This is a genomic window from Sphingobium sp. SA916, assembly GCF_002894065.1.
GTDB lineage: Bacteria > Pseudomonadota > Alphaproteobacteria > Sphingomonadales > Sphingomonadaceae > Sphingobium > Sphingobium fuliginis.
Genome location: NZ_LXYF01000072.1, coordinates 1 through 23,429, shown reverse-complemented (window position 1 = coordinate 23,429; position 23,429 = coordinate 1). Strand labels below are relative to the sequence as shown.

The 23,429-nt window shown below is 66.9% G+C and carries 20 protein-coding genes; 13 read left to right on the top strand and 7 right to left on the bottom strand.

All coding sequences use genetic code 11. From position 1 onward, the window contains the following. The 5 genes from A8G00_RS20535 to A8G00_RS20515 form a co-directional block, all read left to right on the top strand. Nucleotides 1–3,064, top strand: a 3,064-nt coding sequence (locus A8G00_RS20535) for a cellulose biosynthesis protein BcsC (RefSeq protein WP_103001547.1), incomplete at its 5' end; no start/stop codon positions are given. Next, nucleotides 3,064–3,540, top strand: a complete 477-nt coding sequence (locus A8G00_RS20530; RefSeq protein WP_025549999.1) for a hypothetical protein — start codon at nucleotides 3,064–3,066, stop codon at nucleotides 3,538–3,540. The genes A8G00_RS20535 and A8G00_RS20530, both read left to right, overlap by 1 nt. Next, the gene (locus A8G00_RS20525) at nucleotides 3,530–4,552 is read left to right on the top strand and encodes a glycosyl hydrolase family 8 (RefSeq protein ID WP_025549998.1); all 1,023 of its coding nucleotides are present in this window, start codon (nucleotides 3,530–3,532) and stop codon (nucleotides 4,550–4,552) included. Before A8G00_RS20530 ends, A8G00_RS20525 begins: the two co-directional genes overlap by 11 nt. A gap of 203 nt (nucleotides 4,553–4,755) precedes the next feature. Next, nucleotides 4,756–5,145 carry a nuclear transport factor 2 family protein gene (locus A8G00_RS20520; RefSeq protein WP_103001546.1) on the top strand — a complete coding sequence of 130 codons (390 nt, stop codon included), beginning with the start codon at nucleotides 4,756–4,758 and terminating at the stop codon, nucleotides 5,143–5,145. A gap of 84 nt (nucleotides 5,146–5,229) precedes the next feature. Continuing rightward, a complete protein-coding gene (locus A8G00_RS20515; protein ID WP_103001545.1) occupies nucleotides 5,230–7,266 on the top strand; it encodes a M3 family metallopeptidase in 2,037 nt (678 codons plus the stop codon). Between the two features lie 6 nt (nucleotides 7,267–7,272). On the opposite strand, the gene A8G00_RS20510 is transcribed toward A8G00_RS20515, so the two are convergent. From A8G00_RS20510 to A8G00_RS20495, 4 genes are all read right to left on the bottom strand, one after another. Continuing rightward, a complete protein-coding gene (locus A8G00_RS20510) occupies nucleotides 7,273–8,004 on the bottom strand; it encodes an SDR family oxidoreductase (protein WP_099186602.1) in 732 nt (243 codons plus the stop codon). Nucleotides 8,005–8,026: 22 nt separating this feature from the next. Continuing rightward, entirely contained in the window at nucleotides 8,027–9,316 is a 1,290-nt protein-coding gene (locus tag A8G00_RS20505; protein WP_025551318.1) for an MFS transporter, read from the bottom strand. 120 nt (nucleotides 9,317–9,436) lie between these two features. Continuing rightward, entirely contained in the window at nucleotides 9,437–10,393 is a 957-nt protein-coding gene (locus A8G00_RS20500; protein ID WP_025551316.1) for a cation diffusion facilitator family transporter, read from the bottom strand. A 6-nt stretch (nucleotides 10,394–10,399) separates the two neighbouring features. Further along, a complete protein-coding gene (locus A8G00_RS20495; protein WP_025551314.1) occupies nucleotides 10,400–11,008 on the bottom strand; it encodes a flavodoxin family protein in 609 nt (202 codons plus the stop codon). A 96-nt stretch (nucleotides 11,009–11,104) separates the two neighbouring features. Here A8G00_RS20495 and A8G00_RS20490 point away from each other — a divergent pair, with 96 nt between their 5' ends. Next, a complete protein-coding gene (locus tag A8G00_RS20490) occupies nucleotides 11,105–11,956 on the top strand; it encodes a glucose 1-dehydrogenase (protein WP_044661049.1) in 852 nt (283 codons plus the stop codon). 190 nt (nucleotides 11,957–12,146) lie between these two features. Here A8G00_RS20490 and A8G00_RS20485 read toward each other — a convergent pair whose 3' ends face one another. Further along, entirely contained in the window at nucleotides 12,147–14,264 is a 2,118-nt protein-coding gene (locus A8G00_RS20485) for a bifunctional diguanylate cyclase/phosphodiesterase (protein WP_025551311.1), read from the bottom strand. A gap of 171 nt (nucleotides 14,265–14,435) precedes the next feature. Continuing rightward, nucleotides 14,436–16,628, bottom strand: coding sequence for a TonB-dependent receptor (locus tag A8G00_RS20480; RefSeq protein ID WP_065846771.1), 2,193 nt, complete (start codon nucleotides 16,626–16,628; stop codon nucleotides 14,436–14,438). Between the two features lie 243 nt (nucleotides 16,629–16,871). Here A8G00_RS20480 and A8G00_RS20475 point away from each other — a divergent pair, with 243 nt between their 5' ends. From A8G00_RS20475 to A8G00_RS20450, 6 genes are all read left to right on the top strand, one after another. Continuing rightward, nucleotides 16,872–17,420, top strand: coding sequence for a hypothetical protein (locus A8G00_RS20475; RefSeq protein WP_025551310.1), 549 nt, complete (start codon nucleotides 16,872–16,874; stop codon nucleotides 17,418–17,420). Between the two features lie 119 nt (nucleotides 17,421–17,539). Then, complete coding sequence (locus A8G00_RS20470) at nucleotides 17,540–18,331, top strand: acyl-homoserine-lactone synthase (protein ID WP_103001544.1); 792 nt, start codon at nucleotides 17,540–17,542, stop codon at nucleotides 18,329–18,331. Next, the gene (locus A8G00_RS20465) at nucleotides 18,331–18,633 is read left to right on the top strand and encodes an acyl carrier protein (RefSeq protein ID WP_025551306.1); all 303 of its coding nucleotides are present in this window, start codon (nucleotides 18,331–18,333) and stop codon (nucleotides 18,631–18,633) included. Before A8G00_RS20470 ends, A8G00_RS20465 begins: the two co-directional genes overlap by 1 nt. Further along, on the top strand, nucleotides 18,630–19,496 hold the full coding sequence (locus A8G00_RS20460) for a cyclopropane-fatty-acyl-phospholipid synthase family protein (protein WP_025551304.1): 867 nt from the start codon (nucleotides 18,630–18,632) through the stop codon (nucleotides 19,494–19,496). Before A8G00_RS20465 ends, A8G00_RS20460 begins: the two co-directional genes overlap by 4 nt. A gap of 117 nt (nucleotides 19,497–19,613) precedes the next feature. After that, nucleotides 19,614–21,410, top strand: a complete 1,797-nt coding sequence (locus A8G00_RS20455) for a fatty acyl-AMP ligase (protein WP_103001548.1) — start codon at nucleotides 19,614–19,616, stop codon at nucleotides 21,408–21,410. 292 nt (nucleotides 21,411–21,702) lie between these two features. Continuing rightward, entirely contained in the window at nucleotides 21,703–22,302 is a 600-nt protein-coding gene (locus A8G00_RS20450; protein WP_025549430.1) for a hypothetical protein, read from the top strand. An 18-nt stretch (nucleotides 22,303–22,320) separates the two neighbouring features. Here A8G00_RS20450 and A8G00_RS20445 read toward each other — a convergent pair whose 3' ends face one another. Further along, nucleotides 22,321–23,223 carry a LysR family transcriptional regulator gene (locus A8G00_RS20445; RefSeq protein ID WP_103001543.1) on the bottom strand — a complete coding sequence of 301 codons (903 nt, stop codon included), beginning with the start codon at nucleotides 23,221–23,223 and terminating at the stop codon, nucleotides 22,321–22,323. Between the two features lie 84 nt (nucleotides 23,224–23,307). On the opposite strand from A8G00_RS20445, the gene A8G00_RS20440 reads away from it, so the two are divergent. After that, nucleotides 23,308–23,429: CoA-transferase (locus tag A8G00_RS20440; protein ID WP_301182319.1), on the top strand; the 122-nt coding region annotated here is incomplete at its 3' end.

Here is a 23,429-nt window from a genome sequence, read left to right as displayed (position 1 = left end):
TACGGACCGGGGCGGCGACGCCCGTGCCGCCGGCTTCCGCGCGCTGGAGGCCGGACAGCTCGACGCCGCGGCCGCCCGCTTCCGCACGGCGCTATCCGCCAATCCCAACGACGCCGACGCGCTGGGCGGCATGGGGATCGTGCGGCTGCGCAAGTCCGAATTCGCGCAGGCCCGCGACCTGCTGACCCGCGCCTCGCGCATGGGGGGCGCGGGCAAATGGGCCGAGGCATTGCAGTCGGCGCGCTTCTATGCCGATTTGGACTCCGCCCGGACGGCGCTCGACAAGGGCGACCTCGCGCAGGCGGAGCGGCTCGCCACCGCGCTCAGCCAGTCGGACTTTCGCGACAAGGGGCCTGCGGTATCGGTGCTGGCCAGCGTCTATGAACGGCAGGGCCGCTATAATGAGGCGGCCGAACTCTACCGCCAGTTGGGCAAGGCCGGCGCTGGAGCCGCCACGGCCCAGGCCAGCGCCACCCGCAACGAGGCGCGCGCCGCCCTGGACGCAGGGGACAGCGCCCGCGCCGAACAGTTGCTGCGCGCCGCCATGGGCAATGCGCCCGACGATCCCTGGGTCGCCTACGATCTTGCCGGGCTGCTTCAGCAGCAGGGCCGCGTGGCGGAGCAGGACGCGCTGGTCCGCCAGCTTTCCTATTCCGACAAGCCCGAACCGCTTTACGCCGCCGCGCTGATCCTGGACCGCGCGGGACGCACCGGCGATGCGCAGGCCGTCGCCGCGCGCATTCCGGAAGGGCAGCGCACGGCGGAGATGCGCAACTTCATCGCCGGCCTCGGCATATCCGCCACCATCGCCCAGGCGAAGGCCGCTGGGGCACGGGGCGCGCAGGGCCAGGGGCTCGCCATGTTGCGCCAGGCGTCGGAGATGCGCGGCCTGTCCGCCGACCGCATGGGGGCGCTGGCGCAGGGCATGCTGGAACTGGGCGATGCGCGCGGCGCGGGCCAGCTGGCGGCGCAGGCGCTGGACGCCCCCGCCAATGATGCCGGCGCCTATGACGCGGCGGTGCGGGTGCTGGCGCAAACCGGACAGGACGGCATCGCCATGAGCGCCGTGCAGAAGGCGTCGGCGCTGGCCGGCCCCTCGCTTCAGGGCCAGCGCAGCCTCGGCAATCTGAAGGCGACGCTGGCGGCCGCGCAGGCGGACCGGATGCGGCAGGCGGGGCAGTTCGCCCCGGCCTTCGACATGTTGCAGGCGGCATGGAACGATGCGCCGGGCAATGAGGAAATCCTTTCCGCCCTGGCGCGGCTGTACCAATCGGGCGGCCTCAACGCGCAGGCGGCGCAGACCTTCCGCATGCTGCTGGCGCAGAAGCCGGCGGATCGCGACGCGATGGTGGGCCTAATCGACACGGCCAGCGCATCGGGCGACATGGAAACGGCGCGCGCCGTCACCCAGCAGGCGATCCAGATGCATCCGGCCGATTACCGGGTCTATATGGCAGCCGCCCGCATGGCCCGCACGCGCGGCAATGACGGGGACGCGGCGCGTTACCTCAAGACCGCCCGGGCGCTCTACATGCGCGAAACCGGCATGGCGCCTGGCGCCGTCATGGCGAACGGCAATCCCTTCGCGGCGGCGCCCCAATCGGCCAACCCCTTCCGCGCCATGGTCGCGCCGCAGCTGGTCAATCCGTTCGCGCTCGGCAGCAATCCCGCGGCCCTGTCGGCGCCCTATGCGCCGCCCATGGGCTTTGCCCCTCAGCCGCCCGTGGGGTCAGGCTTTGGCGTGCCCGCCCCGGCTGCCATGCCCGCCTACCCGCCCGCGCCGGGCTATGCCGCCCCCGCCGGCTTTCCCGGAATGGCGGCCCCGGCGCCTTCCTACGGCAACCCGGTCTATGCCGATCAGGCCTATGCCGATCGGAACAGCGGCGTAACGAACGTCCCCGCAGATCCGGTGCTGGCGGAGATCGACCAGCAATTGCAGCAATCGGCCGACGAAAGCGGCCCGCGCGTCGACGTCGACACAGGCTATCGGTCGCGCTCGGGCGAAACGGGCCTCAGCAAATTGCGCGAAATGACTGGCAGCGCTTCCCTCTCCGCACCCGTCGCGGGGGGCCGGGTCGGCGTCAAGGCAACGGCGGTCGTGCTGGATTCGGGCCGCCCGACCGGGTCGGGCCTCGCCCGCTTCGGCACCAACGCCACGCCCGAGGCGCAGGGGATCGTGGACGAGCAGCCGTCCCAGCTCACCAGCGCCGAAACGCAGCATCAGTCAGGCGTCGCCGTCACCGCCAGCTATGTCAGCAAGCTGCTGAAGCTGGAAGCGGGCGTCACGCCGCTGGGTTTCCCCAAGGAGCATGTCACCGGCAGGATCGAGGTGACGCCCCGCCTGTCCACCAACGCCACCGCCCGCATCTGGGCCGACCGCAAGCCCGTGACCGACAGCATCATCGCCTATGCTGGCACGGACGACCCACGCACCGGCGCCTTCTGGGGCGCTGTGATGAAGAGCGGCGGCGGCCTGTCCCTGTCCTATGACCGCAACGGCAATGGCGTCTATGCCGACGGCTCCTTCTATCATTATGACGGCACGGCGGTGCGCGACAATGACAGCGTGGAGATCAATGCCGGCGGCTATTTGCGGGCGTGGCAGAATGCGCGCTCGGGCGTTTCCGTGGGCTTCAACGTCAATTACCAGAATTACGACAACAACCAGAATTACTTCACCTACGGCCATGGCGGCTATTTCAGCCCGCAGAGCTTCCTCAGCGTCAATTTCCCGATCCGTTACTGGACGAATGACGGCCCGATGAGCATCCAGGCCAGCGTCGCGCCCGGCTATCAGAGCTACGATCAGCAGGGTGAGCCCGTCTATCCGACGGAGCCGGGCGCGCAGGGCGTGCTGGATTTCCTCAAGAGCCAGAACAGCGACGTCCGTTCCCGTTATGACAGCATCAGCAAGACCGGCTTCGGCCTGTCGGCGGCCGGCGCGATTTCCTATCGGGTCAGCCCGAACACGCGGCTGGGCGGGGAACTGAATATCAACACTTTCGGTGAATATAAGGAGTTCAAGACACTGATCGGGCTCAAGCAGAATATCGGAGGCAATTGATGTTGTTCGTGAAGGATTTCCCGATGGCGGGCAATCAGGACATCGCCATGCTCGCATCCGGCGGGGAGGCTGCACAGCGCTTCGTCAGCCTGATCCTCGGCGAAATCGCCTCCGCCGCCACGGCGGAACAGATGCAGGGCTTTTTCCGCGCGGTCGGCGCGCGGCTTGCCAAAAGCCATCCGATCGTCAATGCCAAGGATATGGACAGGCTGACCCAGCACGGCAACATGGTCTGGGACAGGCTGCATTGGGGCAGCGTCCGATTCGAACTGGACGATGAAGGAATCGACATCTTCCATGACGGCCTGCCCGAAAGGCTGGAGGGTGATGCCGACGGCATATGGGCCGGAGTCGCCCCCTTCATCCTGGAGGGAGCCTATGACGCATGGTTCCGGCAGATGGGCAGCGGCGAACGGCTCAGCACCCGGATTTCACGCAGCCAGGGCGGGCATATCGAACTGCGTCATGGGATTTGAACGGCGGACGGTCCTGACCGCCCTCGCCTTTGCCCTGACGACCGGCTGCGCCCGCGCCAAGTCCTCCGCCAAATCCATGGACGGCCTGATGCTCGATCCCGCGCTCTGGCAGGGCTACAAGGCCCGCTTCCTGGCGCCAGAAGGCCGGATCGTCGACAATGGCAATGGCGGCGTCAGCCATAGCGAGGGTCAGGGCTATGGCATGGCGCTGGCGCAGGCGGCGGGCGACAGCGCGGCCTTCGACGTCATGGCGCGCTGGACCGCCCAGACGCTGTTGCGCAAGGACATGGCGCTGCATAGCTGGCGCTACACGCCCGGCCGCGCCGATCCGGTGGCCGATCCCAACAATGCGACCGACGGCGACCTGCTGATCGCCTGGGCGCTGCTGATGGCGGGTCGCCGCTGGGGCAAGGCGGATTATCTGCAGCAGTCGGCAGCGGTCCGGGGCGCGGTCGCGCAGAAGCTGATCGTGCAGCGCCACGGCTTCACCCTGCTGCTGCCCGGCCTTGTCGGCTTCGCCAAGGCGGATCGAGTGATCGTCAACCCCTCTTATTATGTCTGGCCGGCGATCGACGCCTTCGCCCGGCTGGAACCGCGCGTCTGGGGTCCGTTGGCCGCCGATGGGCTGAAGATCCTGAAGGCCGCGCGCTTCGGCCCCTCCGGCCTTCCCGCCGACTGGCTCGACATCAAGGGCAAGGGCGTGGTCGAACCGGCGGAGGGACGCGATCCGGTCTTCGGCTTCGAAGGCATCCGCGTGCCGCTCTACTGCCTGATGAGCGGGCGGCGGAGCGCTTGCGACTCGATCGCGCGCTATTGGCTCGCCCTCGTGCGCGCGGGCAGGCCGCTGCCCGCCTGGGTGAATGTGGTCACGGGCGAAACCGCGCCCTATGCGCTCTCCGCCGGCGCCACCGCCATCGCCGGACGCCTGCTGAACCGCAACCTGCCGGCCGCCGCCGCCGATCAGGACTATTATGCCGCGACGCTGGGACTGATGAACCAGATGCGGATTTGAGCGGTTTTCCGGGGTGGATTGCGGACATTCCCCCTCCCGCAGGCGGGAGGGGGCTAGGGGGTGGGCTGGCGCGGCATCAGCGTGAGTTTTCAACGGCTAAGCTGGAAGCTCGCTGCGCTCGCACCCACCCCTAACCCCTCCCGCCTGCGGGAGGGGAATGTCTTAAACTGGCCATTTCCGGTCAAGAATCCTAAAGCCGCCCGATGACGCCACCCCCCGACCTTGCCATCCGCATGCGCCGCGCCGATTTCAACCGCGCCCTGGCGGAGGCGGACCTGAATGCCATCGGCCCCCTGCTCGCGCCCCAGGCCATGCTCGTCACCGGATCGGACAGCACGGTGATCTCCGGCCGCAAGGCGCAGCTTCAGGCGTGGAAGCGGGAATTCGCCGCAGCGGAGCGCACCGTCTACACCCGCACGCCGGAGCATATCGTCGCCTCGCCGGTCGAACCCATCGCGATGGAGCATGGCCGATGGCAGGGCGTGACCGCCGGTTCGGACCGTCCCCTCGCATCCGGCACCTACAGCGCCAAATGGCGGCAGGTCGGCGCGGACTGGGTCATCGAAGCGGAAATCTATCTGACGCTCGCCTGACCGGAAACGCTTGAACAGCCGCTCGCCCGCGCCCAATTAGAGGCTGTTCCTCCTGCCACGGAGGCCCGCAAGCCACGAGTAGCCATGACCACCGCCAATCCCCTTCTTGCCGACAGCGACCTGCCCGATTTCGCCGCCATCCGGCCTGCCCATGTCGTCCCCGCCATGGAGGAAGCGATCGCGGCCCACCGCGCGGCCATCGAAGGGATCACCGCCAGCGGGAAGGATGATTTCGACGCGGTCATCCTGGCCGCCGAGCGCGCCGATTTCCTGCTGTCGCGGGTTTGGTCGCCGGTGGGGCATCTCGCCTCCGTCGCTGACACGCCCGAATTGCGGGAAGCGCACGCCGCAGCGCAGGCGCTGATGACCGCCTATCTGATGGAGGCGGGCCAGAACCGGGCCCATCACGATGCCGTCGCCCGCCTCGCCGCCCGCCCCGATTTCGCCAGCCTGCCGCCCGCCGCGCAGCGGGCCGTCGATCTCGCCCTGCGTGGCTTCCGTCTGGCGGGCGTCGCGCTGGAGGGTGAGGCGCGGCAGCGTTTCCTGGACATCGGTGTGGAGTTGAGCGACCTCAGCACCAAATTCGGCAATGCGGTGCTCGACGCCACCGAGGCCTGGAGCGAGCATGTCACCGACGAGGCGGCGCTGGCGGGCGTTCCGGACAGCGACAGGGCGATCCTGGCCGCCTATGCGCAGGAAAAGGGGCTGACCGGCTGGCTGATCACGCTGCGCCAGCCGAGCGTGCTGGCGATCCTCTATCATGCGCAGGACCGGGCGCTGCGGGAGCGGGTCTATCGCGCCTACAACAGCCGCGCCTCCGATCAGGCGGAGGACAGGAGCCACGACAATAGCGAACGGATCGACGCGATCATGGCGCTGCGTCATGAAGCCGCGCAGATATTGGGCTTTGCCGATTCCGCCGCCCATTCGCTGGAGACCAAGATGGCCGCCGACGCGGACGAAGCGCTGGCGTTCCTGGCCGACCTCGCCCGGCGGGCGCGGCCGGTCGGGGAACGCGAACTGGCGGAGGCGCGCGCCTTCGCGGCCGAGCATCTGGAGCTGGACGATGTGCAGCCATGGGACCTTTCCTATGTGGCCGAAGCAATGCGCCGCACGCTGCATGGCGTGGATCAGGAGGCGCTGAAGGCCTATTTTCCCCTGCCCCGCGTGCTTGCGGGAACGCAGGCGCTGATCGAGCGGCTGTTCGGCGTCCGCCTCGTCGCCCGGCAGGGCGTGCCGACCTGGCATCCGGACGTGCTGTTCTACGACGTGCTGGACGCGGACGACAGCGTGGTGGCGGGCGTCTATCTCGACCTGTTCGCGCGGGCGGGCAAAAGGGGCGGGGCGTGGATGGACGTGTGCCGTTCGCGCTTCCGCGATGCCGACCGGCTGCATCTGCCCATCGCCTACCTCACCACCAATTTCGCGCCGCCCGCGGGCGACCGGCCTTCGCTGGCGACGCATAATGACGTGGTGACGCTGTTCCACGAATTCGGCCATGTGCTGCATCACCTGCTGACCGAGGTGGACCTGCCGTCGATCGGCGGCATCAGCGGCGTGGAATGGGACGCGGTGGAACTGCCCAGCCAGTTCATGGAGAATTTCGCCTGGGACGGGGACACGCTGATCGGCCTGTCCGGCCATGTCGACAGCGGCGAGCCGCTGCCGCAGGCGATGTTCGACCGGCTGCTGGCGGCGCGCCAGTTCCAGGCGGGCCTTGCCATATTGCGGCAGATCGAATTCGCGACCTTCGACCTGCTGCTCCACCGCGACTATGACCCGGCACAGGGCGCGCGGGTCAACGCCGTGCTGGATCAGGTGCGCAAGGCGGTGGCCGTGGTGCATCCGCCGGAATGGAACCGCTTTGCCCATGCGTTCAGCCATATCTTCGCGGGCGGCTATGCGGCGGGCTATTATTCCTATCTCTGGGCGGAACTGCTGTCGGCCGACGCGTTCGAGATTTTCGCCCATGCCGACATTCCGGGCGGCGGGGCGACCGCTTTCCGGCGTGAAATCCTTGCCGCCGGGGCGAGCCGCCCCGCCGCCGAGAATTTCCGGGCTTTCGCCGGGCGCGCGCCGGAGGTCGACGCGCTGCTGCGGATGCGGGGGTTGGCCGCCTGAATCGCTTCAGAAGTGGGCGGTGTAGCCGCCGTCCACCGCCAGCACCTGTCCGGTGACGTAGGATGCCGCGTCTGACGCCAGGAACAGAACCGGGCCGACAATCTCCTCCGGCCGGCCCCATCGCCCCAGCGACGTGCGGCGGGCGAGGTGATCCGCTATGGCGGGGTCGGCGGTCATCTCCTCATTGGCCTCGGTCGCGAAATAGCCGGGGGCGACGGCGTTCACGGTGATGCCGCGACTGCCCAGTTCCGCCGCCAGCGCCCGCGTCAGCGCGTCCAGCCCGCCCTTCGCCATGGTGTAGGCCGCGTCGCCGGACCGGGCGATCTGGCCCGCGATGGACGTGACGTTGACGATCCGCCCGCCCTCCTTCATCCCGGCCGCGATGGTGCGGGCGAGGTCGAAGGGCGCGACCAGATTGACCTCCAGCATCCGCCGCACCGCGGGCCGGTCCAGTTCTCCAATCGGCCTGCGGTCGCGATGGCCTGCATTGTTGACCAATATGTCGATCGGGCCGCAGGGGCCGAGCGCCGCCCGCAGCGCTTCGCCATCCTGCAGGTCGAAGATCAGCGGCGCGCTCGTCCCGCCCGAGGCGGCGATGGCGGCGGCGGTCGCCTCAAGCTGCTCGACATTTCGGCCATGGAGCAGGACATGCGCGCCGGCCCCGGCCAGGCCCAGCGCGATCTCGCGTCCCAGGCCGCGTCCGGCTCCGGTGACGAGGGCGATTTTTCCTTGCAGCATCCAAGCCTCTCCACACAGCCGGTCAGGCGAGGACGAAGGTCTTGCTCCGCCCGCGATTGATCAGCAGCACCAGCCCCGCCCCGATCAGGCACAATATCCCCGCCGCGACGAAGGCGGGCATATAGCTTTGCCAGACGGTGCGCGAAAGGCCGCCCGCCAGCGCCGCGCTCGCCGCGCCGAGCTGATGCCCGGCGAAGATCCAGCCGAACACGACATTGGCCCGCTCCGGTCCGAAACGCTGCGCCGTCAGCTTGACCGTCGGCGGCACGGTCGCGACCCAGTCGAGGCCGTAGAACATCGCGAAGACCGACAGGCTGTAGAACGAGAAGTCGCTAAACGGCAGATAGAGCAGCGAAAGGCCGCGCAGCCCATAATACCAGAACAGCAGCCAGCGATTGTCGAACCGGTCCGACAGCCAGCCCGACGCCAGCGTGCCCGCGAAATCGAACAGCCCCATCATCGCCAGCATCGACGCCGCGCCCACCGCCGCCAGCCCATAGTCGCCGCAAAGCGCGATGAAATGCGTCTGGACCAGCCCGTTGGTGCTGGCGCCGCAGATGTAGAAGGAAAAGAACAATATCCAGAAGCTGGGCACCCGCGCGGCATCGGCCAAGATGCGGAGCGGGCTCATCAACAGGGCGCCGAAGCTGGCGGGCTGCGGCGGGGCGGGATGCACCTCGCTCTCGCCATAGGGCGGCAGGCCGAGGTCGGCGGGACGGTCGCGCATCAGCAGCAGCACGACCATCGCCGCCAGCAGGATCGCGCCGCACACCAGCAGGACCGAGGCGCGCCAGCCGAACCGCTCCGTCAGCGCGGCGAGCAGCGGCAGGAAGGCCAGCTGACCCGTGGCGGTGCTGGCCGACAGCAGCCCCATGACCAGCCCGCGCCTGTGCGCGAACCAGCGCGTGGCGACGGTGGCGCCCAGCACCATGGCGGTGAGCCCGGTGCCGATGCCGATGACGACGCCCCACAGCAGGACGAGATGCCACAATCGGGTCATGCCCATCGACAGCAGCAGTCCGCCGACGATGATGGACAGCGAGATCAGCATCATCCGCCGCACGCCGAAGCGGTTCATGAAGGCGGCGGCGAACGGGCCCATCCCGCCGAACAGCAGGAAACGGATCGCCAGCGCCCCGGAAATATCCGCCGAACTCCAGCCGAATTCCTTTTGCAGGGGGATGATGAACACGCCGGGCGCGCCCACGGCGCCGGCGACGACCAGCATGGTGAAGAAGGTCGCGGCCAGCACGGCCCATCCATAATGGATTTGCCGCGTGCCCATTTGGCGGGCGAGAGTCGCTGACAGCATGAAGGCCTTCCTCCCGGATCGATCGACCGGCGTTAGATGACGATCGTCATCAGATGGTCAAGGGGCCAATTGACGGAATATGGACGTGGAAGGCCGCGAACAGGCGGGGCGGGCCGGCCGTCAGGCGGAAGCGCGCGGCTGGACCAGGGCGTCCTCCCGCTTTTCCGGACGGATATAGATGGAGGTGAGTTCGGGAATTGCCCGCTTCATCTCGCTTTCCATCTCCTCGATCAGGCTTTCGGCCCGGCCCATGCGCAGATCGTCGGCGAAATCGGCGCTGATCGCCACGAACACCGCGTCGGGCGCGGTGTGGATGGTGCGGATGTGATTGACGGCGGTGATCTCCGGCCGCCGGTCGAGCAGCGCCCAGACCGCGTCGATGATGGCCCGGTCGGCGCTCTCCCCGATAAGCAGGCCCTTGGCCTCCCGCGCCAGCAGCACCGCCACCGCGCCCAGCACCAGCCCGATGACGATGGAGGCGACGCCGTCCAGCCGCGCATTGCCGAAATAATGGCTGGCCCAGACGCCGATGGCCGCCACGATCAGCCCGATCAGCGCGGCGCTGTCCTCGAACAGGACGATGAAGCCGGCCGGGTCCTTCGACCGGCGGATCGATTGCCACCAACTGCTGGGGCCGCGCTTGCGTCCGAATTCCCGCACGGCGATGGTCCAGGATGCGCCCTCCATCAGGAAGGCGATGGCCAGGACGATGTAGTTGACGGCGGGGTCGCGCAGCGGCTCCGGCTGCCGAATATGGAGCCAGCCTTCATAAATGGATACGCCCGCGCCGACCGCGAAGATCAGGATGGCGACGACGAAGGCCCAGAAATACAGCTCCCGCCCATAGCCGAAGGGATGGGCGGCGTCGGCGGGCTTCTTCGCCCTGGCCTGACCATAGAGCAGCAGCAACTGGTTGCCGCTGTCGACCATCGAATGCACCCCCTCCGTCAGCATGGAGGAGGAGCCGGTCAGGGCCGAGGCGACGAACTTGGCGACCGCAATGCCGATATTGGCCAGCAGCGCGCCGTAAAGGACGATATTTTCCCGGATGTGCGCGACGCGGCCGGTTTTCGCCACCTGGGTTCAGCCCGGATAGGGGGAGGACCGGAGCAGGCCGGCCAGATGCGCCGCATTGCCCGCCACCATCTTCGCGGTCTTCTCCACCTTCTCCGGCACCTCCCCCAGATCCTTGAAATCGATCGAGCCCATAGCTTCCCCCACCCAATAGCAGGCGGCCGTGGCCGGAATCGTCCAGCCGACATCGTTCAGCGCCTGAAACCATTGCGCGGTCGAAAAATGCGCCCCGTCTTCATTGCCGACAATCGCCGCGACCGCAACCTTGCCATAGCTCGGCATGCGGCCCCGCTCGTCTGCCTCGCCCAGAAAGGCGTCCATGCGTTCCAGCACCCGCTTGGCGACGCTGCTGATCTGCCCCAGCCAGATCGGGCCGCCGAAGATCACTATGTCATGGTCCAATATCCTGCGGCGCAACGCCGGCCAGGCGTCGCCCTCTCCTTCATCGGACGTCACGCCGGGCCTGATGTCGAGCGCCGCGACCCGCACCGTGCCGGTGAGTTCGACATCATGGGCGGCAAGGGCCTTCGCCAGCACCGCGATCATCGCGTCGGTCGAGCTGGATTCGCCGTCCCCCGCCTTGAGGCTGCAGTTGAGGGCCAGGGCTTTCAGAACCATCGCATGTCTCCATCCGCCCCATCCACGCGCCGAACCGGGCTCCAGCCAATGAACTCCCCAGCAGGCAATGTGTTCTTCGGGAAAAGGAGATTTGCGATGCCCGATACCGAAGAGATGATCCATGAGGATGGCCTGCCCGGCCATGAAAGCCGGCTGGAGCCCAAGCCCGAATGGGAACCGCGCTATCCCGGCTCCGGCCGGCTGGCGGGCAAGGTGGCGATCGTCACCGGCGCCGACAGCGGAATCGGGCGGGCGGTCGCGGCGCTCTATGCCCGCGAAGGGGCCGATGTCGCGATCTTCTACCTCTGCGAACATGACGACGCGGAAAAGACCGCCGGGATCGTTAGGGCGGAAGGGCGGCGGGCGCTCACGATCGCGGGCGACCTGGGCGACCGGGACTTCTGCCAGCGGGCCGTGGCGCAGGTGGTCGAGCAGTTCGGGCGGATCGACATCCTCGTCAACAATGCGGGCGAGCAGCACCCGGACAGCGACATCACCGACATCAGCGAGGAACAGCTGCGCCGCACCTTCCAGACCAACATCTTCGCCATGTTCTTCCTGACGCAGGCGGTCCGCCCGCATCTGAAGCGCGGGGCGGCGATCGTCAACTGCACCTCCGTCACCATGTATCAGGGGTCGAAGGAACTGCTCGACTATTCCAGCACCAAGGGGGCGATCACCGCCTTCACCCGGTCGCTGTCCGAAAATCTGGTGGGGGACGGCATCAGGGTGAACGCCGTCGCGCCGGGTCCGATCTGGACCCCGCTCAACCCCAGCGGCGGGGCAAGTCCGGAAAAGCTGGAGCATTTCGGGGAAAGCACGCCCATGGGCAGGCCGGGCCAGCCCAATGAAGTCGCCCCGTCCTTCCTCTTCCTCGCCTGCGATGACGCCAGCTACATGTCGGGGCAGGTGCTGCATCCCAATGGGGGCACCATCGTCAACGGCTAGAGCCAATCGTGCGGAAAAGCTGCCCTGAGCCTGCCGACGGGCGGGAACCGGTTTTCCGCCTGAAAGGATCGGACAACAGAAAGCTGGAGCACGCGACCCGCGTCCTATCTGGCGCAGCGTGCTCCAGGCGCGAGCGGATTGAAGCCGCATCACGTCGCTGCGCCTCACCTGACCGGGATCCGGTCTTCCCTCAGGCGGTCAGCGAGTCCGCGCGGCCTTCCCCGCGCATCCCGCGCGGAGACCAGGGCGCGGCCCGCCGGTTCAGGGTGATGATGGCGCTATTCTCGCTCCACGACTGGATCAGCGCGGGAATATTCTCCGACGGCGCGGGGCGGCCGAAATAGAAACCCTGGGCATAGTCGCAGCCCAGTTCGCGCAGCTTGACCGACTGGTCCGCTTCCTCGACGCCTTCCGCCACCACCTTCATGTTGAGCGCGCGGCCCAGCGTGATCAGCGCGGAAACGATGGCGGCATCGCTTTCGCGCGCCGTCACGCCGCTGACGAAGGAACGGTCGATCTTCAGCGTGCTGACGGGCAGCGACCGCAAATGGGAAAGCGAGGCGAAGCCGGTCCCGAAATCGTCCAGCGCCAGCGGGATGTTGCACATGTGCAGTTCGTCGATGGAACGGCGCACCGTGTCCGACCCCGCGCCCAGGAACACCCCTTCGGTGATCTCGATCTCTATGGAATCGGGCGCGATGGAGAAGCGGTCCATGGTCTCGATCAAGCGTCCGGCAAAGCGTTCCCGCCGCAATTCGGCCGAGGACACGTTGATGGCGACATGCCCCAGCGTCAGCCCGCGCGCGCGCCATGCGGCCATGTCGGCGAACACCTGGCTGGTCATCGTCTGGCCGATCATGTCGGCGACGTCATGATCGTCGAACGCCGCGTAGATTTCGGCGGGCGAGCGGATGGTGCCGCAACTGTCGCGCCACCGCAGCAGCGCTTCGAACCCGACCAGTTCGCCCGTCTGCAACGACACCTTGGGCTGATAATAGCTGATGATCGTGCCGTCGCGCACGGCGGTCCGCGCTCGGTTGATCATGGCCACGCGCTCCTGCATGTCCTCCAGCAGCGACTGCTCGAACATCTGCATGCGCCCCCGGCCCAGCGACTTGGCGCGATAAAGCGCCAGGTCGGCATGGCGCAGCAGTTCCGTCGCGACCCGGCCATCCTCGGGGAATGCGGCCACGCCGATGCTGCCGCGGCATTCGAGCGAGCGCCCGGCGGCGAACAGCGTCTCCCGAATGGTGAGGACGCGATTGGCGAGATCGGCAAGCTGCTGTCGGCTTTCGACATTCTCGATCAATATGGCGAACTCGTCGCCGCCCAGCCGCGCCACCACCCCGTCGCCGGCGAAGATTTCCTTGAGGCGGGAGGCAAAGCTCTTCAACAGCTCGTCACCGGCATGATGGCCCATCAGGTCGTTGACGTCCTTGAAATTGTCGATGTCGAGCAGGAAGACGCCGACCTTCTTGAAGTCGGTCATGGCGCTCGCCAGCGCCTTGTCCAGGCAGGCGTTGAACATCGCCCGGTTGGGCAGTTGCGTCAGCGAATCATGCTCGGCGTTCCAGCGTATCTGCTCCTCGATCAGCACGCTTTCATGGATGTCCTCGGTATAGCCGTACCAGCGGATGATCCGGCCTTCCTCGTCGCGCCGGGGATAGGCCTGCGCCCGCATCCAGCGATACTGGTCGTTGACCATCAGCCGCACGCGCACGTCGAAGGGCTCGCCGGTGGTCAGCGAATGGGTGATCCGGTGGGTCAGCGGGCCGATGTCATCCGGATGCGTCGCCGCAAGCCAGCCATTGCCCTCCGCCTCCTCCCGGTCCAGGCCGGAACTTTCCAGCCAGCGATCGGTGAAGTCGATGATCCGGCCGTCGGGATCGGCCAGCCAGGGAAGCTGAGGATTATATTCGACGATCAGGCGCAGATTTTCCGTGCTGCGGCGCAGCCGTCCGATTTCGGCATGTTCGGTCGTGACGTCGATCATCACCAGGTCGGCCGCCGGCCGGCCCGCCCCGTCACGACGGATGCGCGCGACGACACGCATATTCCTCATGACGCCTTCACGATCCTCCAGCGTCAGCGTCGCTTCGGCCCTGCCCATGCGCAGAACGGCGCGGGCAAGCTGGAGCACGGGCTTGCGAAAGATCCGGTGCACGCCGCGGAACCAGCGAAGCAGCGGCTGGCCGTCCCGCACGCCGAAACGGCTCGCGGTGGCGGCATCGGGATGGCATAGCCCATCCCCGTCAACCGACCACCGCAAGACCCCTGCCGACGCCAGTATCTGCTGGTCGCCATCCATCGGGTCCTGCCTGCCTTGAAATTCATCAGGTGACCGCGATGAAATCTGGTCCGCCATTCTACTCCTGCTGTCCCGGCGCCGCGGCCCTTAAGAAGGTTTCACCATTTGCTGGCTAAGATTTCCTTAATGGCCGCCATATGGGCCATAGCCAGCACGCCCAAGCGCAACGTCCTAAAATGCCGCCGAAAGGCTGACGCCATAGGTGCGCGGCGGCCCGTATGCCGCCGTTCGGTACACGCCCAGACCGGACCGGTCGTCGGCATAGGTCTTGTAGATCCTGTCGGTCAGGTTCTGGACCCAGGCGGCGATGTCCCACTGCCCTCGACGCAGGCCGAAACGCAGGTTGACCAGCGTGCGCGGCCCGGCCTTGAAGGCGTCCGAATTGGTCGGCTCGAAATAGACGGTCGACCGGTGATCCACATCCGCGCGGGCGAAGATCGTGCCGATCCGCACCGGAACCTCATAGCTGACGGCGCCATAGCCGGTGAAATGGGGCGCCAGGACCAGGTCGTTGCCGGTGCAGTCGGTGCTGGGGCTGCCGACAGAGGGAATGACCGATGCGGGAACGCCGCAATTGTCGAACCTCTTATAATGTGCGTCCAGAATGGCGGCATTCCCCTCCAGCCGCAGCCGGGACGTCAGTTGCAGCGACAGCTCGCCTTCCACGCCCTCCACCTGCGCGCGGCCGGCATTGGTGAGCGCCAGCCCGCTGCCCAGCACCTGCGACACCTGCAACCGGTCGTAATCGGTGTGGAACGCGGCAAGGTTCAGCCGCATCCGCCGGTCCAGCGTCAGCATCTTGAAGCCGACCTCATAGCTGGTCGCCTTTTCCGGGCTGGCGGTCAGCCCGCCCAGCGAAGAGGCGAGGTCGACATTGTAAGCCGCGCTCTTGAAGCCGCGGGAGAAGCGCGCATAGACATTGGCGTCCGGCACGACCTCATAGGAAATGGTCGCGCTGGGCGACAGGTCGTCATCGGTCGACCGGCCGTCGAAGGTGAGGTTCGGGAAGCCCAGATAGGTGAAGATACCCGTCCCGCTGGCGTCATCCTGGACGAAATGGGCGCGCTTCTTCTCCCTGGTGTAGCGCAGGCCGGCGGAAAGCGACAGGCGATCGGTCAGTTCATAGTCGAGCCGCCCGAACAGCGCCCCGCTCTCCGTCTTGACGCTGCCCTTGGTGGTCAGCATCGGTTCGCCCGGCACGCCCGTATCGGCGCCCAGACCCAGGCCCCGGTCGGTGCGCACCATCTGGTCGAAATAATAGGCGCCCAGCAGATAGCGCAGCTTGCCGGTGCCGCCCGCCAGCCGCAGTTCCTGGCTGAAGAAATGGGAATCGTCGCTGAAATTGTCCGCGGAGACGAAGTCGACCTGCTCCTGATCGTCGTCCAGCGAGGCATGATAGGAGGAATCGCGATAGGCGGTGATGGCCGTCAGCGTGATCGCGTCCGATGCCCATTCCGTCCTCAGCGAAATGCCCTGGCTGTCGCGGTGCAACCGGTTGGGCCGGTTGTTGTTGATGTGCAGCGGCTCCCGCGAAGGGAAATCCGCCGGATAGCCGGCCAGCGCGTCCGCCTGGAAGAAGGCGGGCGTGCCGCGGTCGCGCAGCCCCTCCCACCGGGCGATGAAGGACAGTTGGTCGGTCGGCGCATATTTGGCCGACAGCCGCCAGGTCAGCAGGTCGGTCGATCCCGCATCCCTGCCGCCGGACAGATGCTTGTAGAAGCCGTCCTGCCGGGCATAGGCCACCGCGCCGCGCACCGAAAGCCGTTCGTTGAGGCGCGTGCCCAGCACCGCCTCGCCCCGCCTGTAATCGTAATTGCCCGCGTCCAGCCGGATGGAGGCGCCGGGATCGGCGTCGGGCTGCTTCGTCTGGACGTTGACGACGCCGGCGATGGTGTTCTTGCCATATTCCGTCCCTTGCGGGCCGCGCACGATTTCCACCCGGTCGACATCCAGAAGATGCTGGACGAAATTTTCCGGCCGGCCGACATAGACATCGTCCACATAGATGCCGACGCCGGTTTCCAGCCCGATATTGCGGACCAGGGTGGAGATGCCGCGGATCGAGATCTGCCCCTGCAACTGGCCTGCAATGCCCCCGCCGATGTCGACATTGGGGGCCATGCGGGTCAGGTCGGTGATGGTCTGCAACCCCGCCGCCACGATCGAATCGCCCGAAATGCTGGTGACCGCCAGCGGCGCCTTCAGCAGCGGTTCCGGCACCTTGCGCGCCGTCACCGTGATGTCGGCGCGCATGTCCGCATCGGCCGGGGCCTGCGCCCGGGCCGTGCCGGAAGCTGCCAGTTCGATCGTCGCGGAAACCAGAAGTGCCCACTTCCATCGCCGCCTGTACCCAAAATTCGTCATCGCCCACGAAACCCGCTATATTTTTTCAATCCGCCGATCATAGGCGGACTTGGTAAACCGCTGGTTAAACTCTTCCTGCGTCCGGCTCCGGATCGGACGAGCTTGCGCTCTGCGGCCGGCGGCCCCGCAACCCGGCGAACGCTCGTTCCGCCGCAAACAGGAATCAGGCGGCAGGAAGGCACGCTTAACCCGCTTTTAAGACCTGACGCGGCATGACGGCAGGCATATGCCGCGTGAGGAACCATGAGCGAATATATCCCCAGCACCCAGCTTCGCGCCGGAAGTTCGACCACCGCCGCCGATTTCAACGCGGGGGTCGACAGCACGCTCAGCATCGAGAGCCTCGTCACCCGCTTCAGCCAGGCCCTGGGCCTTCAGGCGGCGAGCCATGCCTGCTACGCTGTCGGCGATGGGGAGCGGCGCTTCCTGTTCGGTGAGACCGGCTGGTGCGGGCCGATCGCACAGCCGGAGGTCCTGCCGCAGATCTGCTTTCCGATCACCGGCTGGGACGAACGGCAATATGAGGTTGAGATCCGCCTGCTGAGCATGCTGGAAAGCCCGGAGGAACGCGCGAACCTGCACGCCATGGCGACGCTCTACCTGTGCCGGGGCATCGCCCTGCTCGACGCGCGCGACGATCTGGCCGCGTCCGCCCTGACCGAGACCGAGCTGTTCTGCCTCGACCAGCGGCAGGCCGGGTGGTGCGACCTCGACATTGCCGAGGCACTCGACCGCTCCGTCCAGGCGGTGAAGGTGCATGTCCAGCGCGCCCGGCAGAAGCAGGCCGCCTGAACCCCCTTTATCGACCGGGTTTTTTGCGGGGAACATGGATTGCACCCTGCAACTTTCCGATGACCTCCCCTGTATAATATGTTACAGGCGCTGCCGCTGCATGCGGGGGACGAACGGATTTGATTCATCTGATTTCGAAGAACAATTCCGCACTGTACCAGGACGAGATCAGAGATTTGCACCAGGCCCGCGCGGAGGTGTTCGTCAACCGGCTCGGCTGGGATCTCAGGGTCGAGGACGGATTGGAATATGACGAATATGATGATGCGCGCGCGAGCAACATCATAGGCTTTTCGACCGAGAACCGGGTCGTCATGGGGCTGCGTTTCCGCCCCACCGACGACTGTTCCATGCTGCTCGATCATTTTTCGCATGTCCTGCCCGCCGGCATCCGCCCCATCGACGACGGGCGCACCTGGGAACTGAGCCGCGGATTCTGCATTGAGCGGGGCATGCGCCGCCACAATCTGCGACGGAAGGCCGCGTGCATGATCGCGCCGCTGGAACTGGCCTATGAGGCCGGGATCGACCGTTGCGTGGGCTTCACCGATGTCCGCATGCTCAGCTTCTGCTACGGCGTCGGCTGGAAGCTGACCCTGCTCGGTTCCGCCATGGACTATGGCCAGGGGGAGGCCGTCGCCTATGAGGTGGAGGTGTCGCAGGCCGCGCTCGACGAGATGCGCCAGATGTGGGGCCTGCCCCGGCCTTCGCACATCACCATCGACCAGCTTCTTCCGGAGGAGGAGAATGTGCACGTCGCGGCGGCCCGGCTGGCGCGCGAGCATCCGGAACTGCAGAAGATCGCCGCCCAGCCGGAGATCGGTTCCGTCACACACCCGTCCGCCACGACCGGGGCGGACGTCTATTATGGCAGATTCGGGGCGACCCGTTCGGCTTCAGGGGGACATTGATGAATTCCGACCTTATTCGACAGGCATCGGCAGAGGAAATCGAAAGCTGGATCATTGCCCGCATCGCTGAAATCGTGAATGTGGCGCCCGCCGCCGTCTCTCCCGATGCGCCGTTCGACAGTTTCGGGATCGATTCCGCCAAGGCGATCTCGCTGATGGTGGAGCTGGAGAACTGGCTGAACCTGCCCGACGAACTGCCGCTGGAACTGTTGTTCGAGGCGGAGGCGATCCGCGACGCGGCGACGGGCATCGCCGCGGCGGTCAGCGACATGGCGGCGCAGCAGGGCGGCGTCCGGCCATGATCCAGGACGAACAGATCGAATTTGGCGGATCGGCCGCCGCCATCCGCCACCATTATGATGTCGGCAACGACTTCTATTCGGCGTGGCTCGACCCCAGCATGACCTATTCCAGCGCGATGTGGGACGGCCTGCCCAAGGACGCCCCGCTGGAGGAGGCGCAGCAGCGCAAGCTCGACTATCATGCGGAATCGGTCGGCGCCGGCGAGGGCATGCGCATATTGGACGTCGGTTGCGGCTGGGGCGGCATGATGCGCAACCTGCGGCGCAGGCATGGCGCCGCCGAATGCGTCGGCCTGACGCTGAGCGAGGAACAGCTCGCCTATATCGAGCAATCGGGCGATCCCGGCATCGGCGCGGTCCTTTCCAACTGGCACGACTATCGTCCCGACAGGCCGTTCGATGCGATCATCTCCGTCGGCGCGTTCGAGCATTTCGCCCATCCGCAGCAGAGCGTGGACGAGCGCCGCGGCGTGTACCGCGAATTCTTCCAGGCCTGCCGCGACTGGATGGAAGGGAAGGGCCGTCTGTCGCTCCAGACCATCGCCTATGGCAGGATGTCGCCGGAGGACGCCAATCCCTTCATTGCGAACGAGATCTTCCCGGCGGCGGAACTGCCGACGCTGGAGGACATCGTGGTCGCCTGCAAGGGTCTGTTCCGCGTCGAGCGGCTGCGCGACGACGGGCTGGACTATGCGCGCACCTGCGAGATGTGGAGTAACCGGCTGCGCGGCGCGGTCCGCAGCGGGGTGGTGGATCCGGCCATCCATCCGGTCGAGAAATATTCCCGTTATCTGCGCATGTCGGCCGCCGGTTTCCGCATGCGGAAGATCGGCCTGCTCCGGATAGCCTTCGCGACGGAATGACCAGAATATCCCGGCCAGCGGGCGGAATCGCCTGGCGACCGGGACCATGCGGCATCAAAGGACTGGGCGTTTTCGCTCCATGTGAAAAGGCTCCAAAGCATCGGGTTCGCAAAAAAGATGCAGATAGACTTCAGCCGGTCGATCGTCGACATCGTACTGGACCATGGGAACAGCGTCCCGGACCGGCCGGCGCTGATATTCGACCAGGGCGACGGTCCGCAGAGCAGCCTGACCTATGCGCAGGTGGCGGCGCAGGTCGGGCAGCTTGCCGGCGCCATGGCGGCACGGGGGTTGGCGGCGGGGGGGTTGGCGGCGGGGGGGCTGGCCGGTCCCCGGATCGCCCTCCTCTTCTCGGCGGGGACCGACTTCGCGCTCGCGCTGCTTGCCTGCCTCGCGGTCGGCGGCGTCGCCATTCCGCTCGCCCCGGTCGGCCGGCGCAAAGCGCGGCTTCGGAATATCCTGAACATGCTGGACGACATCCGGCCCGACTGCATCCTGCTGGACGACGGCATGGCCGGCCTGTTCGGGGAGGAACTGTCCGCCGCCCTGTCCGCCGGCCCGGTGCGCTATCTGGAATTTGCCGCGCTCGCGGCGGAATCGCACGCCTTCTCGCCGCTGGCGCTCGCGCCGGACCGGCTCGCCGTGCTCCAGTTCACCTCCGGCACAACGTCGAACCCGAAGGGGGTGATGATCAGCCATGGCAACATCATCGCCAATGAGACGATGATCCGCGCCGCCTTCGGCCACGACCGGGATTCCCATTTCGTCGGCTGGGTGCCGCATTATCACGATCAGGGGCTGTTCGGGAACATCCTGCAACCGCTGTTCCTGGGCTCGACCTGCGTGATCACCTCGCCCGCCGCGTTCATCAACAGGCCAATGTCCTGGCTGCAACTCATTTCCCGTTATCGCGCGCATACCAGCGGCGGGCCCAATTTCGGCTACGACCTCTGCGTCGACCATGCCACGCGGCGGGGCATGCCGGACGGTCTCGACCTGTCGGGCTGGCGCGTCGCGTTCAACGGGGCGGAGCGGGTGCGGCCCGCCACGCTCGACCGCTTTGCCGAATGCTTTGCCGATGCCGGTTTCGACAGGCGCGCCTTCCTGCCCTGCTATGGACTGGCTGAATCCACCCTCGTGACCATCGCGGTTCCGCCCCGGAGCGACCCCATCGTCAAGAGCTACGACAGCCGCGCTCTCGCGGCAGGTCGGGCGGTGGAGAGCGCCGGCGGGGACGCCGTGCTGGACCTCGCCTGCTGCGGCCCCGCCATGGCCGGGGCGGAGGCGCGGATCGTCGATCCCGAAACCGGCGAGGCGCTGCCCGATGGCGCGGTGGGCGAAATCTGGCTGCGCGGCCCGCACATCACCGCCGGCTATATCGACAATCCCGCCGCGACGGAGGCGAGCTTCGGCCGGCTGGACGAAGGCGGGCCGTTCCTGCGCACCGGCGATCTCGGCTTTTCCACGGCCGATGGATTTTTCATCGTCAGCCGCCTCAAGGACCTGATCATCGTCCGGGGCCGCAACCATGCGCCTAGCGATGTCGAGCAGATCTGGTCGGAACTTTCCGGCACGGTGGGACAGGCAAGCGCCGCCGCCGTGGAGATCGAGATGGGCGATGCGCAGCATATCGTCCTGATCGCGGAGATGAAGCGCGACGACGCCCGGTCCCTGTCGGACGAGAAACTCCAGGACCTTGCCGCCCGGCTGCGCGCCACGGCCATGGAGCGGCTGGAACTGGCCATCACCGATCTGGTGATGGTGCCCGCCAGCGCGATCCCCCGCACGACCAGCGGCAAGGTGCAGCGCAAGCAGGCCGGCAGGATGCTGATGGACGGGGAATTGACGGTGCTGGGCATGGCGGGACCGCTGGCGCAGGCGTTCGCGCCGTCCGGGCAAAGGGCATCCGCCTGAGTTCGTCCTGACAGGGTGGAACGCGGTTCGACCCGACAGGCGAAACCCTGAGGGCCGGGATCGGCCGGCGTCCGCCCGACCGTCTCCCACATCGGCATCCGCGCGAAGGCGCGACCTGCGCCCGATTGAACGCGGCGCTCTGGCTGACGGTCGGCACAGCCGAAGGTCGTCGCGGCGATGGCTGCGCCGTTCGCCCGCGCCAGGTCCGACTCGTTCCTTGATGCCCTGGCCCCGGAAGCGTAAATTGCATGCCGGTCGGGGGCGTGGCCGCCGAAGCGGAGAGGATGGACCGATGATTCGCCTGTCATTGCCGATGCGCTCTGCCATCCCCCTGCTGCTGGCGGCGAGCGCCGGTCCCGCCCTTGCCCAATCGACGATCCTTCCCGAAGGCATGGCCATCCAACTGGAAACCCGGCAGGAGATTTCCTCCAAATCCGCCCGCGTCGGCGACAGGATCGAACTGGCCGTGGCCAAGCCGGTGACGATCGGCGGCGTGACGCTCATCCCCGCCGGCAGCCCGGCGGTGGGGGAAGTGAGCCGCGTCAGGGACAATGGCCTGCTCGGCCGATCGGGCAAGCTCGACATCAAGGTCAGCACGGTCAGGGCGGGCGGGATGGACGTGCCGGTGCGCGGCCAGCGCAATTCCCAGGGCAAGTCCGGCACCCTGGGCGCGGTGGGCGCGGGCATCGTCTTCCTGCCGCTGGCGGTGATCGTCCGCGGAAAGGACGTCAAGCTGCCCGCCGGCACGCTGTTCGAGGTCTATGTCGACAAGGAGGTTTCCCTGGGATCGGGCGTGGCTCCGGGCGGCCCGGCCGCCGCCACTCCGGCCGAAAGCCGCGACATGCCCGGCAGCATAAGGACCGTCGATCCCAATCAGGCGCTGGGTTCCTGAAGCCCGTCTCGGCAGCGGTCAGCCCTCGCCCTCCGGCCCCAGCCGCAGCGCGCTCGCCTGCTCGAAAATGGCGGCGATCACCGGATCATTGTCCGAAATACGCTTGGCCACATGGAACTCAATGGGCGACAGGGCCGGCATGCCCTCCAGTTTCACGAGGGCTCCGCTCATCAGGTCGGCGCGGGCCATGGGTTCCGGGAAGATGCCGATCCCGCCACCCGCCTTGGCGATGTCGATCATCATCCGCGCATTGTTGCACAGGTTGAGCGATTTACGGGCGATCTGCGAAGCGGCGATCGCGTCGCGCATCCGCCCATAGATCGGGGAATGGCTGGCCAGCGACCAGATCGGAATGGTGCGGTCCCCCGCATCGCCGTGGAATGACGCGGCAATGGCGGGACTGGCGAGCCAGACCAGGCTCACCCCGCCGATGGGATGCGACTGGAGCGCCGGATGCGCGATGGGCCCGGCCGCGAAGGAAATATCGGCGCGCCCGACCAGCAATTGCTGGATCAGGTTGGCGGTCAGGTCGATTTCCAGTTCCAGGCTGACATGCGGCATCGCCCCCTTCAATTGCGACACGAAGTCCGGAAGGCAGCTTGCCGCGGCGATTTCGCCTGCGCCGATGCGGACCACGCCGCTCGCTTCCGCCAATCCGCCGCAGCGCAGCAGCATGCTCTGCAGATCGCTCCAGAGAGGCCCGCAATCGCGCACCAGTTGCCGCCCGGCGGGGGTGAAGGACATGGTCCGGCCTTCGCGGCGGAACAGGCGGGCGCCCAGATGGCTCTCCAGTTCCCTTACCCGCGCCGAAATTGCCGGCTGGGTGGTGTTCAACCGCTCCGCCGCCGCAGCGAATGTGCCGAGCCGGTCGATCCAGAGCAGGGTTTCCAGATGGAAGAGGCCAATGCGATTAATAGACATGGCTTTTGGCTAAAGCAAAAAACAAATCATTAGAAATGATAGTTGGCCTCCGCCAGAATGGCGATCCGAAGGAGAGGCATGCTTATGGTCAAAAAGCTTTATTCGGATGCGGCGAGTGCGTTGGAGGGTTTGCTGTTCGACGGCATGCATCTGTGCGCTGGCGGGTTCGGTCTGTGCGGGATACCCGAGCGGCTGATCGATGCGAT